The 14,930-nt window shown below is 54.0% G+C and carries 13 protein-coding genes; 4 read left to right on the forward strand and 9 right to left on the reverse strand.

The genetic code is table 11. The annotated features are described in order from the left end of the window. The first annotated feature begins 103 nt into the window (after positions 1 to 103). The 4 genes from LC084_RS20080 to LC084_RS20095 are packed head-to-tail and all read left to right on the forward strand — an operon-like array spanning position 104 to position 4,031. Positions 104 to 1,543: a circularly permuted type 2 ATP-grasp protein gene (locus tag LC084_RS20080; protein WP_226573307.1), complete on the forward strand. Its 1,440-nt coding sequence runs from the start codon at positions 104 to 106 to the stop codon at positions 1,541 to 1,543. Then, positions 1,537 to 2,466, forward strand: a complete 930-nt coding sequence (locus LC084_RS20085; RefSeq protein WP_226573311.1) for an alpha-E domain-containing protein — start codon at positions 1,537 to 1,539, stop codon at positions 2,464 to 2,466. The genes LC084_RS20080 and LC084_RS20085 overlap by 7 nt, the downstream gene beginning before the upstream one ends. Further along, positions 2,463 to 3,284, forward strand: coding sequence for a transglutaminase family protein (locus LC084_RS20090; RefSeq protein WP_226573313.1), 822 nt, complete (start codon positions 2,463 to 2,465; stop codon positions 3,282 to 3,284). The genes LC084_RS20085 and LC084_RS20090 overlap by 4 nt, the downstream gene beginning before the upstream one ends. An 18-nt stretch (positions 3,285 to 3,302) precedes the next feature. Then, entirely contained in the window at positions 3,303 to 4,031 is a 729-nt protein-coding gene (locus LC084_RS20095; RefSeq protein ID WP_226573316.1) for a proteasome-type protease, read from the forward strand. A gap of 193 nt (positions 4,032 to 4,224) precedes the next feature. Here the strand turns inward: LC084_RS20095 and LC084_RS20100 are convergent, their stop codons facing one another. The 9 genes from LC084_RS20100 to phnC all read right to left on the reverse strand — a co-directional run bounded on the left by LC084_RS20100 (position 4,225) and on the right by phnC (position 14,864). Then, positions 4,225 to 7,341 (reverse strand): efflux RND transporter permease subunit, encoded by a 3,117-nt coding sequence (locus tag LC084_RS20100; protein ID WP_226573319.1) that lies wholly within the window; start codon positions 7,339 to 7,341, stop codon positions 4,225 to 4,227. Continuing rightward, positions 7,338 to 8,867 carry an efflux RND transporter periplasmic adaptor subunit gene (locus LC084_RS20105; protein WP_226573322.1) on the reverse strand — a complete coding sequence of 510 codons (1,530 nt, stop codon included), beginning with the start codon at positions 8,865 to 8,867 and terminating at the stop codon, positions 7,338 to 7,340. The genes LC084_RS20100 and LC084_RS20105 overlap by 4 nt, the downstream gene beginning before the upstream one ends. Continuing rightward, the gene (locus LC084_RS20110; protein WP_226573324.1) at positions 8,864 to 10,111 is read right to left on the reverse strand and encodes a TolC family protein; all 1,248 of its coding nucleotides are present in this window, start codon (positions 10,109 to 10,111) and stop codon (positions 8,864 to 8,866) included. Before LC084_RS20110 ends, LC084_RS20105 begins: the two co-directional genes overlap by 4 nt. Before the next feature lie 13 nt (positions 10,112 to 10,124). Then, positions 10,125 to 10,514, reverse strand: a complete 390-nt coding sequence (locus LC084_RS20115; RefSeq protein ID WP_226573327.1) for a copper-binding protein — start codon at positions 10,512 to 10,514, stop codon at positions 10,125 to 10,127. Positions 10,515 to 10,580: 66 nt separating this feature from the next. Beyond that, positions 10,581 to 11,006, reverse strand: a complete 426-nt coding sequence (locus tag LC084_RS20120; RefSeq protein WP_226573331.1) for a hypothetical protein — start codon at positions 11,004 to 11,006, stop codon at positions 10,581 to 10,583. A gap of 220 nt (positions 11,007 to 11,226) precedes the next feature. Further along, on the reverse strand, positions 11,227 to 12,108 hold the full coding sequence (phnE, locus tag LC084_RS20125; RefSeq protein ID WP_226573335.1) for a phosphonate ABC transporter, permease protein PhnE: 882 nt from the start codon (positions 12,106 to 12,108) through the stop codon (positions 11,227 to 11,229). Then, positions 12,105 to 12,974: a phosphonate ABC transporter, permease protein PhnE gene (gene phnE, locus LC084_RS20130; RefSeq protein WP_226573337.1), complete on the reverse strand. Its 870-nt coding sequence runs from the start codon at positions 12,972 to 12,974 to the stop codon at positions 12,105 to 12,107. Before phnE (LC084_RS20130) ends, phnE (LC084_RS20125) begins: the two co-directional genes overlap by 4 nt. A gap of 60 nt (positions 12,975 to 13,034) precedes the next feature. Continuing rightward, on the reverse strand, positions 13,035 to 13,964 hold the full coding sequence (gene phnD, locus LC084_RS20135) for a phosphonate ABC transporter substrate-binding protein (protein WP_226573340.1): 930 nt from the start codon (positions 13,962 to 13,964) through the stop codon (positions 13,035 to 13,037). Positions 13,965 to 14,021: 57 nt separating this feature from the next. Next, positions 14,022 to 14,864, reverse strand: a complete 843-nt coding sequence (phnC, locus tag LC084_RS20140; RefSeq protein WP_404808820.1) for a phosphonate ABC transporter ATP-binding protein — start codon at positions 14,862 to 14,864, stop codon at positions 14,022 to 14,024. Positions 14,865 to 14,930: the final 66 nt, after the last annotated feature.

Here is a 14,930-nt window from a genome sequence, read left to right on the forward strand (position 1 = left end):
CACCACCGATAAAATTATAATAATCAAACAGATAATTACTATGGCACGGTTTGTGCGTGTTCCCTTTCAGTTATTCCTGATTACGTAATAACTGGAGCGCGTAATGATAAAAATAACCGTACCGGATGGCGTGTATTACGATGAAATGTTGACGGCAGAAGGAAAACAACGCCAACACTATGATGGCTGGTGGCAATGGTTTCAAAATACGGACCAAACTGCCATTCGCCAGAAAAAAGAGCAGGCAGAACTGCTGTTTCACCGTATCGGCATTACCTTTAATGTCTATGGTGAAGATGAAGGAACGGAACGGTTAATCCCTTTTGACAGCGTACCGCGCATTATTCCCGCCGATGAATGGAAAAAGCTCGACCAGGGCATTCGCCAGCGCGTTAAAGCGCTCAATGCTTTTCTCCATGATATTTACCACGACCAAACCATTCTTAAAGCCGGGTTAATCCCCGCTGAACAAGTGCTGGCCAATGAACAGTTCCAGCCCTGTATGATTGGTATTGACCTGCATAACCACATTTACGCCCACATTACGGGCGTGGACATGGTTCGCAACAGTGACGGTAATTATTACGTCCTGGAAGATAACCTGCGCACACCTTCTGGTGTGTCTTACATGCTGGAAAACCGCAAAATGATGATGCGGTTATACCCGGAGATGTTTGCCAACCAGCATATCGCCCCGGTGGAACGTTACCCTGGCTACTTGTTACAAACACTGCGCGAAAGCTCACCGGTAGATGACCCCTGCGTGGTGGTGATGACGCCTGGGCGGTTTAACAGCGCCTACTTTGAACACAGTTTTCTGGCCCAGCAAATGGGGGTGGAGCTGGTTGAAAGTGCCGACCTGTTTATTAAATCTGGCGCAGTGTATATGCGCACCACGGAAGGGCCGCGCAGGGTTGATGTGATTTACCGCCGTATTGATGATGCCTGGCTTGACCCGCTGGCCTTCCGCGCAGATTCCATGCTCGGTGTGCCCGGCCTGCTTTCGGTGTACCGGGCAGGCGGCGTGGTGCTGGCCAATGCCATTGGCACTGGTGTGGCGGATGATAAATCCATCTACCCTTATGTGCCGGAAATGATCCGCTTTTACCTCGGCGAACAACCCATTCTCAACAATATTCCCACCTGGCAATGCCGCAAACCCGAAGACCTGAAATTCGTGCTCAACAACCTCGACCAGATGGTGGTGAAAGAGGTGCATGGTGCTGGCGGCTACGGCATGTTAGTTGGCCCCAGGGCGACACGCAGTGAAGTGGAAGCCTTCCGTGAGCGCCTGCAGGCAAACCCGGCGAATTATATCGGCCAGGAAACCCTTGCGTTGTCCACCTGCCCCACGTTTGTGGATGACGGGCTGGCCCCACGCCATATCGACTTGCGCCCCTTTGTGCTGTCCGGGCAGGAAACCCGCCTGGTGCCGGGTGGGTTAACCCGCGTAGCACTAACGGAAGGTTCACTGGTGGTGAACTCGTCTCAGGGCGGGGGAACCAAAGACACCTGGGTAATGGAGGACGATGAATCATGCTAAGCCGCACAGCCAGTGAATTGTTCTGGATGGCCCGCTATCTGGAACGAGCAGAAAGTTTCGCCCGGATACTGGATGTTACTTACAAACTCTCCATGATGCCGCGCCACAGCCAGCAACAACGGGATTTGGCGTTACCCCTGAACCTGTCGTGGACCCACGACTTGTTTCAGGCGCGTTATGCCCGTTTTTCGATGGATAACTTGCTGAATTTCTTTGCGATGGACAGTAACAACCCCAGCAGTATTTGCAGTTGTGTTGAACTGGCATGGAACAATGCTCACGCGGTAAGAGGCAGCCTGTCGGCAGAAGTGTGGGAATGTATTAACACCACGCGCATTCAGTTGAAAAAATTGCGCAAGCAAGGTGTGGTGAACATTGGTGCCGATGCCTTTTTTGACTGGGTAAAAGACCGTGCTCACCTGTTTCGTGGTGCGATTTTTGGTACGTTGCTGCGTAACGATGCTCTGTGTTTTATTCGCATTGGTACACTTATCGAACGCGCTCAGGCAACCACACAGCTTCTGTTAGTTAAAGACCAGCAAATCAGTAACGACCCGGATTCCGTTCGCGAATATTACCGGCTCGATACCCTGTTACGCGCCGTGAGTGCCAGGGAAGCTTATAACAGCTTGTATCGCCAGCCTGTTACCCGTGAAACCGTGGCGGAGTTGCTAATTTTGCGCAACGACGTACCGCGCTCATTACGCGCCTGCATTGAAGATATTGTCGGCCAGCTTGAACTGGTGGCTAACCAGCACTCTCAACAACCCCTGCGCATAGCACACCAGTTAAATGTCGATTTACGGTTCAGCACGCTGGAGGATTTAGTCAAAGCAGATATGCAAAGTTACCTGACCGGCCTGTTAACGCGAATCAACGCCCTTGCAGACAGTATTCACAAAACTTATCTGGAGACGGTATGAAGCTCACCATTAATCACCTGACCCGTTACAGCTACGATGAAGAAGTGAAATTCAGTACCCAGTATTTGCGCCTGACACCGCAAGACTCCGGCCACCAGCATATTCGCGCCTGGACGCTCACCTTCCCTGAATGTGCCAGCGTGGCCACTACCGATACCTGGGGCAATGTGCTGCATGTACTCACGTTGGATAATCCCCACAAAGAAATAGTGATTCATGCTCAGGGGATAGTCGATATTGCCGATAACGAAGAAAGCAATGAAACCGATGACGAACCCGCGCAGGTTTCCCCACTGGTTTTCCTGCGCAGTACGCCGCTGACTCAGGCGAATGATGCTATTCGCACCTTTGCCAGCCACTATTTTCAGCCCGATGCGCCAGTGGAGAGTTTGACCTCGCTGATGGCAGCGCTGCGGGAGAGAATGCCCTATTCACCGGGGGCGACGCAGGTACAGGACAGTGCGGCAGAAGCCTTCGACAGAGGGATGGGTGTGTGTCAGGATCACAGCCATGTGTTTCTTGCCTGTTGCCGTAGCCTGCAAATCCCGGCACGCTATGTCAGCGGTTATGTGTACAGTAAGGATACCCACCACGTGGCGATGCATGCCTGGGTGGAAGTGTGGCTGGATAACCGATGGTTGGCCTTTGATATCACCAATAATACCCGCAGCCTGGCGCAACACCTGAAGCTGGCTGTCGGTCTGGACTACCTGGATGCCTGCCCGGTGCGCGGCAGCCGTCTGGGCGGTGGCGCAGAGGTTATGTTTTCTGAGGCTGAAGTGCGCCAGTTTTCCCAGCAGGCGCAACAACAGCAATAAATAGTACGAGAGTGTTCCATGACCTACTGTGTGGCCATGTGCCTGTCTGACGGGCTGGTATTCGCTTCTGACTCCCGCACCAATGCGGGAGTAGACCATATTGCAACGTTTAAAAAATTACATGTATTCAGCCGGAATGCTGACCGGGTGCTGGTGTTGCAGTCTGCCGGTAACCTGGCAACCACACAGAGCGTTATCAACCTGTTGTCTGCGCGGATTCAGGCAGAGCAGGAGCCCAACCTGATGCAGGCGCACTCCATGTATGATGCCGCCACATTAGTTGGGCAAACATTGCAGGAAGTGGTCCAGCGCGACAGCCGTGCACAGCAAAATGGCAGCACCGTTAATTTTGGCTGTAACCTGCTATTAGGCGGGCAAATCCATGGCGAACCCCACCGCCTGTTTCATATTTACCCGGAAGGCAACTTTATTGAAGCGACCCAGGACACGCCTTATTTCCAAATTGGCGAAAGCAAGTATGGCAAGCCGATTATTGACCGGGTGTTGCGCCAGGATACGCCGCTGGAACAGGCAATGTGCTGTGCGCTGGTGTCGATAGATTCCACACTGCGCAGTAATCTTTCGGTGGGCATGCCGCTGGATGTCATGCTTTACCGCGCCAATAGTTTTGATGCCAGTGGGCAACGGCGTATTACCGAAGATGACCCCTGGTTTTCCACCATACGTAAAGCCTGGTCGGAAGGGTTGCAAAACACCTTCCGCCAGTTACCTCCATTTTCGCTTTAAGTAAGCCGCGCCTTCAAAGGCGCGCGAGGCTGATGACAAACCTCATGCCTGCACAGTGCCAGAGGATGTGACCCAATAAAAAACCGGGAAAATCAACTCGTTGATTTTTGCCCGCTAACTAAAAAGAAGGAAAAACCACGTTTTTTCCTTCTTTTTCATCAATCTGCCGCGCCTTCCCTGGCACGCTGAAACCTCAACCTTTACGGTGTGAGAGCAAATACACCGCCGGGATCACCAACATCGACAATAACGGTGCGGTGATCATGCCGCCAATCATAGGCGCGGCAATGCGCTGCATCACTTCAGAGCCTGTACCGCCACCCCACATAATGGGCAGTAAGCCTGCCATTATCGTGGCGACAGTCATCACTTTGGGCCTTACACGCAATACCGCCCCTTCGTGGATCCCCGCCAGCAACTGGTGGCGTGTCAGCAGCCCTTCTTTGCGCTGGTGCTGTATGGCATGGTTCAGGTAGAGCACCATAATCACCCCGAACTCTGCCGCCACCCCAGCCAGTGCTATAAAGCCCACCGCTGTAGCCACCGACAAGTTGTACCCCAGTAAATAGAGCAGCCATACCCCGCCAATCAGGGAAAATGGCAGTGTGCCCATAATTAACAGTGCATCTTTAACTTGCTGGAAAGTCAGGTACAGCAGGACAAAAATAATCACCAGAGTCACTGGCAATACCACTTTCAGTTTTGCCGCTGCACGGGACATATACTCAAACTGCCCGGACCAGGTTAACGACACACCTTGCGGCAACTGAACTTGCTGGTTAACCGCCTGCTGCATCGCCAACACAGCTGAGCGCAAATCCCGGCCACGAATATCCACATACACCCAGTCAGATAAGCGAGCGTTTTCACTTTTCAGCATGGCCGGGCCTTCACTCACTGACACTGAGGCCAGTTGAGACAGCGCAACTTGTGCGCCTGATGCAGTGACCACCGGCAAATCCCGTATTTTCTGTACCGAATCACGCATCTCCCGTGGGTAGCGAATGCTGATAGGGTAACGCTCACGCCCTTCCAGGGTTTGCCCAATATTTTCCCCGCCCACCAGGCTCGATACCACAGACTGTAACTCCCGCACGGAAACGCCATAGCGGGCAGCGGCGGCACGGTCGATATCAATATTGATATAACGCCCGCCATCCAGGCGTTCTGCCAGTGCCGATGTGACGCCGGGTACAGTTTTCACCACACGCTCAATCTGTTCCGCGACCTGTTCCAGTTGCGCCAGGTTATCGCCATTCACCTTGATGCCGACCGGGCTCTTAATCCCGGTAGAGAGCATATCCAGCCGGTTGCGGATTGGCGGTACCCACACGTTCGCAATACCCGGAACCTGCACCGTCTTATCCAACTCATTAATCAGCTTTTTCATGGTCATGCCAGGGCGCCACTGATCTTTGGGTTTAAAGTGAATAGTGGTTTCCAGCATGGTTAACGGTGCCGGGTCGGTTGCGGTATCTGCCCGCCCCACTTTACCGAATACCGTCTCCACTTCAGGCACGGTTTTAATCATCCGGTCCGTCAGTTGCAGCAGACGCCCGGCTTCCTGAGCCGAAATACCCGGCAGCGTAGAGGGCATATACAGCAAATCGCCTTCGTCCAGCGCGGGCATAAATTCACTGCCCAGGCGTGATAACGGCCACAGTGTCGCTACCAACAATACCCCCGCCAGTGCCAGCGTGGTTTTTGGCCGCGCCAGTACCCAGGCCAGCAGTGGTTCATAACCCCGAATCAACATACGGTTAACCGGGTTGGCCTGCTCATCAGGGATTTTTCCGCGAATAAAATAGCCCATCAGTACCGGAACCAGGGTGATCCCCAACCCGGCAGCCACCGCCATAGACCAGGTTTTGGTGAAGGCCAGCGGCGAAAACATTTTCCCTTCCTGGGCTTCCAGCGTGAACACCGGAATAAAAGACAACGTAATAATCAGCAGGCTGCAAAACAGTGCCGGGCCAACTTCTGCCGCGCTCTGCCCGGCAACATGCCAGTAGTCATTACCTTGTGGTGTTTGCCCCGGATGCTCATGTCGCCATCGTTCCAGCCCTTTGTGCATGTTCTCTATCATGACGATAGCCGCATCCACCATGGCACCAATGGCAATGGCTATCCCGCCCAGTGACATAATATTGGCGCTGACACCCTGGTAATGCATGACGATAAACGCCCCCAGGATACCCAGTGGCAAACTAATCATTGCCACCAGCGCCGAACGGAAGTGAAACAGGAACAGCGCGCAGACCAGCGCCACCACAATAAACTCTTCAATCAGTTTGTGGGTCAGGGTTTCAACGGAGTGCTTAATCAGTAACGAACGGTCATAAACCGGGATGATTTCAACCCCCGCTGGCAAACTGCGTTTGACTTCAGCGAGCCGGGTTTTCACAGCATCGATGGTAGCAAGGGCGTTTTTACCCGAGCGCATAATGATAATGCCGCCGGTTACCTCGCCTTCGCCATTAAGCTCTGCCACACTGCGCCGTAATTCCGGCCCGCGTCGAATCGTTGCCACATCAGACAGCATGACTGGCACACCGTTGCGGCTGGTAATCACGACATTCGCAAAGTCTTGCAGGTTTTTCAGGTAGCCGGAGGTGCGCACCATATATTCGGCCTCACCCATTTCAACCACCGCACCACTCCCTTCCTGGTTGGCACTTTTCACCGCATCGGCAACTTGCTGATGGGTAACATTCAGTGCCCGCATGCGGTCTGGGTTCAGTACAATTTGGTACTGCTTCACCATGCCACCCACACTGGCCACTTCCGAAACATTGGGGACTGTTTTCAGTTCATATTTCAGGATCCAGTCCTGAATGGCGCGTAAATCCCCCAGGCTGTGTTTGCCAGTTTTGTCGGCCAGTACGTATTCATATACCCAACCCACACCCGTTGCATCCGGCCCCAGCGAAGCACGGGCTTCCGGCGGCAGGCTCGACTGCACCTGGCTTAAATACTCCAGCACACGGGAACGCGCCCAGTACGGGTCTGTGCCATCATCAAACAGGATATACACGTAGGCATCGCCAAACATGGAATACCCCCGCACGGTTTTAGCACCGGGTACGGATAACATGGTGGTGGTCAGTGGGTAAGTGACCTGGTCTTCAACAATTTGTGGCGCTTTGCCGGGGTAACTGACCCGCACAATCACCTGGGTGTCTGACAAATCAGGCAGTGCATCAAGCGGGGCATTTTTTACTGCCCAAACGCCCCATGCCGCCATCATTACCGCCGCCAGCAAAACCAACAGGCGGTTACGTAAAGACCAGCGAATTATTGCTGCAATCATCGTTGAGCCTTATGCCCGTCGGTGGGCATGTTCATGATGGATTCAAGGCGTGCGCCATCTTCGGTCATGGTGAATGAGAACATCACATGGTCGCCAATTTTCAGCCCCTGCTGTTGTTGCGGGGTTGCCGCAAAATCCATGGTCATAGGTGGCCATTTCAGGGCAGGAATCGCTTCGTGAGAAATGGTGACAGCGCCATCAACCAGCGCGACTACCACACCATTCGCGGAAACAGCCGCTGGTGCATTTGCCTTTGTGTGTGTAGAGGTTTCTGTGGCTGTATTGCCCGGTGTGTTGTCGGCCATTTCCGGTAACGCGCTACGCAGGCTCGCTTCTGAATCAATCAGGAATTGCCCGGAAACCACAATACGCTGGCCTTCCTTAAGCCCTGATTTCACTTCGACAAAGCCCTGAGCATGCTCACCGAGCGTGACAGCCTGCGGTGAGAAATAGCCGTCTTTTTCAGCCAGCAAGACCCGGTTTTGGCTGCCAGTGGTAATCAGCGCTTCTTCCGGAATCGCCAGTACAGGAGCCGGTTGTGTAGCTGGGGTTAGCGCCATATGCAGGTACATGCCGGGGCGCAGTTGCTGGTCGGGGTTATCAAGTGTGACCCGCGCTTTCAGGGTGCGGGTATCGGCATCCAGGTTTGGTAATACTTCGGTGACCTTGCCCTGAAAAACTTTGCCCGGCCAGGCTTGAGTGGTGGCGGTGACCTCGCTACCGGTATGAACCAGTGCTGCCTGGTTTTGCGGGTAATCCAGCACAGCCCAGACGGTGTTAAGTGCCGCGACATCAAACAATGCCTGGGTAGCTGACACTTGCGCGCCTTCACGCACATCTAACTGGTTAATATAACCGGCCTGGGAAGCGCGCACGGTTACCCTGGTTTGTGGCTTATGGGTACGTTCCACCTGGCGAATTATCTCTTCTGGCATAAATAGCAGAGCAAGACGTTCACGCGCCGCGTGGTTTAATGCTGCGTCGCCCAATGCTCTGACAGCCAGGTACTCCTGCTGAGCCGCTGCCCATTGCGGGATCCACAACTGTGCCAGGGCTTCACCTTTGTGCACAAATTGCTGTGGTGCATTCACATACAGTTTTTCCACCAGGCCGCTGGCAAGTGCAGGCACCGTTACCCGGGTGCGTTCGTTCACAGCCACCGTGCCATAGCCATCCAGGCGGGCTTCCATAACCCGCTTTGTGACGTCGGCAGTACGCACACCAAGGTTCTGTTGCTGCCGGGCACTGACCTGCACGCCGTCCGGTTGCCCTTCTTCATCGGCGTAGCGTGGCACCAGGTCCATATCCATAAAGGGCGATTTACCGGGTTTATCAAACCGGGTACCCGGCGTCATTGGGTCATACCAGTACAACACTTTACGCTCACCGCCAGCACCAGGTGCTGCGGCTTGATCGCTTGTGTTAGCAGTGTCCCCGCTACTGTGTTTACCGGCAAACCAGCCGGCAGAGATTAAAACAACGGCACAAAGCGCCATCAGGCTAATACGACGTAATTGCGGTTTCATTGTGGTGAGTCCTGCACGGTGAGGTAGCGGATGGCGGCCCAGGCTGTTGCCATGGCTTGTTGGTTATTACTGAGGGCGACGTTGCCGTTAAGTTGTGCGCGCCTTGCGGCCAGCAATGCGGTCAGTGTGCTGTTTCCGGCACGATACTGCGCTTCTGTCAGCCGGTATTTGGCCTGCAATAATGGCAATACCGTGTCGCGCTGGCGTTGGTAAATCGCCTGTGCAGACTGGTACTGCGCAATCAGCGCATTGAGTTGCGCCTTATGTTCACGCACCAGTAACGTCAACTGGTCTTTTGCCTCCATGGCACGGGAGAGATCCGCTGAATAGTCTTTATCTTGCCGCTTGCCCTGAAACAGCGGCAAATCCACCGACAGTTGAATACCTGCCAGGTCATCCATGCCATCGCCACGGTGACCGTAATAGACCTGCACACCGACATCCGGCTGCCCGGCTACTGCAGATTGCTGTGAACGCGCTTTCGCCACATCGGCCGCCCGTGCCGCCTGGATAATTTCCGGGTGCTGTTGCACACCTTCCAGCAACACTGCGGCCGAAGCGGGCAAACGTTCTATGCGCGGGAAAGGGCCACTGGTTTGCGTTATTTCCTCGCCAGTCAGTTGCATCAGACGCGCCTGTGCAACCTGAATATCCCGGCGGGCATTGTCCTGCAAATTCAGCATGTCATTCACCGCCAGGCTAATATCCACGGTACTGTCTGGTTGGGCGCTGCCGCTGGCAACCGAGGCTTTTTGTACCGCCACCTGGCGTTGAGTTTCTGCCAGTTGCGCATCAATGGCAGTCAGGGTTTTCCGGGCAATCGCCAGTGTGAGCCAGGCCTGGGCGGTATCGCGTTGTAACTGTGCGAGTATCACGTCTTTACCTGCTTCAACTTCACGCGCCTGTGCCTGCAGGGTGTCCACTTTGCGCTGGCGTTTGGTGCCGCTCACCCAGGTTTGGCTAATGCCTATTTTCTCCATCGTCATACCTTCACGGGTAAGACGGTGGCTGTTATTGCCCTGCACCGGCACGTTGTCTACCCCTACCAACAATTTAGGGTCAGGTAACTGGCCTGCCGAAACAGCCATATTTTCCAGGGCATTCACCTGGTGAGCATTGGCCGACAGGCCCGCCGACCAGGCCTGAGCCGCCTGCAACGATGCTTCCAGAGTGGTTGCCTGCGCGGCAGACAGCCACAGCAGGACAGGCAGCCCGCAGGCCGCCATTTTCAATGGTCTTTTCATTGTGACTCCGGTGTTATTTCTTGCTGGCGGAAACCAGTTGATAACCCGTTGTCACCTGTTTAAACGCAAAGGTGATGTGCTGGCCGGGGGCAAAAGCCTGCCCCTGGTAACCCTGCAAGGAAAACTGCATGGTCATAGGGGGCCAGTTAAGTTGTGGAATAGCCTGGTGAGCAATCGAGACTTTTTCCGCCCCCCAATTTTTCACAACTCCGGTGGTGGTAATGACATCCGCAGGCTGTGCAGCAGGCGCGTTCATACCTGGCATATCCTGCATGCCTTGCATATCGTGCATGGATTCAGCCAAAGCGGAAGTGGGTGCGGTTAATAACAGTGTTGCAGCAGATAAAGCGGTAACTAACAGAGTGCCGCGCAGGGCAGCAGAACGGACAGATAACAGTTTCATTAGAGAAGTCTCCCAAATTTTCACAAACGGCCAAAAGGCCACCAAACAGGTGAAAAACGGGTAGATCTATTCTCTGAAACGGCAAAAACGAATTTCGGCAGGAGGGCCAGTGCTGGGCGGGACATGCCAGGACACAGGTTGAACGCAGTCACGCTCCCAGCGTTCTACCAGTAACAGCCCGGATTCCATGGCAACAGGTTCAGGTTGCAGCTTGTGGTGCTGCAGCTTGCCATAATCCGGGTGGCAATTTTTCTCACACAGAATACGGTCTACCGCGGTACGCATCGCCATCGTGTGCAGCATGGCCATATTGTGGCTGACATGGCTGTAATGCGTGGTAACAGGTGCAGAGAGGTGCGTGCCAGGGGTGGATTCGCTCGCCTGAGCCAACGGTGAATTGCCCACCAGCCAGCAGGCAGCCAGAAACAGCACCGGGGTGATAACCCCGTGTTTCAGGTAGCGCGCCAGAAAGAGGAACAAACGTTGAGGCATGAGTAATTCCTTAAGTGAGTGGGGTATTCTACACACACTTTTTTCATGGCTCAAAGCGCAATCTGTGCGCAACTTGTTGATTTAACGAAAAGCGAACAAAATCAACACAGTGCTAACAACCGGGTTCCACGCTTGTGCCTGCACCGGGACAGCGGCACAGGCACGGAAACGTTGTGGCAAAAATTGCCCGGTTTTAAAACATTACAAGGCGTGAAACTCATTACCGGGTTTCAAACAGGGGCACCGTTTTGCCGGTGATATAACGCTGGCGTAACCAGGTAGATGCCACATCCATCGCCATCACCACGGCAACCAGAATCAGGGTGATAAACATCACCACATCCCAGTTCCACAGGCGCATATTTTCGGCATACACCAGGCCCACCCCACCGGCCCCGACAAACCCCAGAACCGCCGCTGAACGCGTGTTGGATTCTATCTGGTACAGGCTCAGCGCCAAAAACGCCGGGAAAGATTGTGTGAAAATACCGAAACGGTGCTTTTGCACATTCCCGGCACCGACAGCACTCAGGCCCCGACCCGGCGAACGTTCCACCGCCTCATGGCCTTCTGCGTATAAACGCCCTAACAAGCCCGTGTCCTGCATCACGATTGCCAGTACACCCGCCAGTGGCCCCAGCCCCACGGCCCGCACAAAAATCAGCCCCCAAATCGCCATGTCCACACCGCGCAGCACATCAAACAGGCGGCGCATCAGCAGAGCAACAACGCCATTGACCCGGCCCTGCATTACGTTACGGGCAGCAAGGAAAGACAGAGGCAGTGCAATGAATGTTGCCGTCAGGGTTCCGGCAAACACAATCGCCAGCGTGATACCAATTTGCCCCAGGTAATACCCAAAGGGCCAGGAGGCAAAATCATGCCAGACAAACATGCGGGCAAAGTAACGCCCCAGTTGCCCCATACCACGAGTGAACTGTTCCGCAGTAATGCCAAACTGCAGGAAAAACCAGACGTAATAAGCCACAACTGCCAACGCCAGAAGAGCGACACCGCGCAAATAGCGCCGTTGTGCCCGAAATAATTCCGGGTGAGAACGCCGGCATTGGGCGATATTCGGTTCCGTTTGCCACACACTCATGCTTTTCCCTCCAGCACCCAGCGGCGCAACCGGCCTGAGCACAAATCCAGTAACGACACCACCAGGATAATCAGCAGCAGCGTAATGCTCACCTGGTCGTAACGGTCGAGCTTGATGTTGGTCATCAGCTCCTGGCCGATGCCGCCCGCGCCAACCAACCCCAGAATGGTGGAAGAGCGGAAGTTAATTTCCATACGCATAAAGCTGTAAGATAAAAACAGTGGCTTCACCTGTGGCCACAGTGCGAAGCGCATACGTTGCAAGCGGCTGGCACCACAGGCAGCAAGGCCGCGCACCGGGCGCGATGAGCTGTTTTCTATGGCTTCATAGAACAGTTTGGTCAGGCTGCCCACGGTATGCAGCGCCAGTGCCAAAAAGCCGGGAATCGCCCCAATGCCGAATGCCATCACAAACATCACCGCCCAGGCCAGTTCTGGCATAGTGCGCAAAAATGCCACCAGTGAACGCACGCCATAACGCAATGCCGGGTGTGTCCAGGTATTGCCTGCCGCCATAAAAGCCAGCACCACCGCCAGTGCAACGGCGACCAGGGTAGACGCCAGTGCCAGTTGCAGCGTTTCCCAAATCAGCGGTAGCTGAATATGTAACCGGTAGCCCCAGTACAGTAACGAGCCTTTCGTGTGCCCGTCGGCAAACAACTGGTTCCAGTGCAGTATTGGCAGGGTTTCAAACAGGTAATCAAAGAAGTGTGGTAAAGACTGCCACAGTGTAGTGAGGCTGAATTCCGCCACATTGCCCGCGGCCAGGTACAACCCCAGTAAAACCAGGGACCAAAGCAAGGTATCGCGCTTTTGCTGGCGCTTAACTTGCTGGTAATACTGTTCAAACTCGGTGTTCGACGTCATGTGCGCTACCTGCGGTAAAACAACGCCCGGTGAAATTACCGGGCGTCTGTACCGAATAACTTAACGGGCTGTGACCAGCTCACGTTTCATATCAATGATTTGCTGGTAATCGGCAACGCTTGCCGGGCCAACATGCTGTTCGCCACCCACTGCTTTAGCGAAGCAGGCATGGTCTTCTTTATCCAGTTTCTTAATGGTTTCAATGACCTTTTCTTTGAAATCGGCAGGCAGGCTGTTGCTTACCAGGATCGGGCCATTAGGGATCAACGGCGATTTCCAGATAATGCGGATCTGCTTCATCAGATCTGGGTGATCCATACGAATCAGGCGGCCAAAGGCACCAGAGGTATAACCGGTGTTATAGTCGCCCACCAGTGAGGTCCAGGTAACGGCACCGGCAAACTGGCCGTTCAGTACACCCAGGATGTCCTGCTCATGGCCGCCAGAGAAGGTTACGCTGGAGAAAAAGTTGTTGTATTTGTTATCGGTATTGCCGCCAAACTGCTGTTTGAAGGCATGGTTCGGGATCAGGTAGCCCGAAGTGGAATCCGGATCGGCAAAACCAAACGCTTTCCCTTTCAGATCTGCCAGTTTTTTATACGGGCTGTCGGCTTTAACGATCACGACAGAGTGGTAACCCCGTGACTGATCTTTGTCATCCACCAGAATCCCCACAATATCCACCGCTTTTGGGTTGTTGATATATACCGATGCGTAAGACGAGGGTGACATACTCAGCACCATATCTACTTTGCCGCCCAGTAACCCTTGAATAACACCAGAGTAGTCAGACGAATTACGCAGTTTGGTATCTACATGCAGTTCTTTATCAAAGAACGTTTTGACACACTGGTTATCGCCAATTTGCTGTGTGGCATTTTGCCCACCCAAAATCCCCAGATTCAGTTCTTTTGGCGCATCCGCCGCCATTGCGTTCCCGGCCATGAATACGCCAGCCATCAGTGCCAGTGAACGAAAGGAGTGTTTCATAAGGTTTTTCTGCCTTTTCATTATCATTTGCCTGTGAGTCTTGTTGGTAAGAGTGCGTTAGTGGAGTTGGCTGATTTCATCGCCATAGAGTTGTTGCAGGATGTCTTCCGTTAAACTTGCCGGGTGCCCGTCATACACCACTCGCCCGCTGGCAATGCCAATCACGCGTGAGCAATAGCTTTGCACCAGTTCCACTGAATGCAGGTTGACCATCACACTGATCCCGCGCTGGCTCACCTGTTTCAGGGCATCCATAATGCGCTGGGTATTTTTCGGGTCGAGAGAGGCAACGGGTTCATCTGCCAGCAAAATTCGTGGGTTTTGCATTAAGGCGCGGCAGATTGCCACGCGCTGCATCTGGCCACCGGACAGGTTTTCGGCACGCTGCAGAGCATGGGGCAGCAGGCCCATCCACTCCAGTAATTCAATAGCCCGTGCACGGTCGCTGTCCGGGAAAATTTTAAACAGGGATTTTAATGTGCTGGTCTGGCTCAGGCGGCCCAACAGCACGTTGGTTAACACATCCAGGCGCGGTACCAGGCAAAAGTCCTGGAAGATCATGCCGCACTCACTGCGCCACTGGCGTAACGCCCGGCCATGCAGTTCAGTAATATCCCGCTCGTCATCGTCGTCTTCCTGGCTCAGGATATGCCCGGATGTGGCGGTATGCGTGCCATTGAGCACATGTAACAGTGTGGATTTCCCTGCCCCCGAGCGGCCAATCACGCCCACCAGCTCACCGGCATGGAGATCAAAACTGATGCCATCCAGAACATTGTGCTGACCATTCCAGGATTTACACAAATCCTGCACGCTCAACACCGTATGCTGTGCAACCGTCTGAAGCTGGGGTTGTGGGGCTGCTAAGGTGGATTTTAAGAGTGCCTGCGCCATGTTCATTGTCATTGCCATCTGTCGGTTAAGGTGCCCCTATTAAGGCGAGCGCAGATGAACGTTTAATGACAG

This window comes from Mangrovibacter yixingensis (genome assembly GCF_020523985.1).
GTDB lineage: Bacteria > Pseudomonadota > Gammaproteobacteria > Enterobacterales > Enterobacteriaceae > Mangrovibacter > Mangrovibacter yixingensis.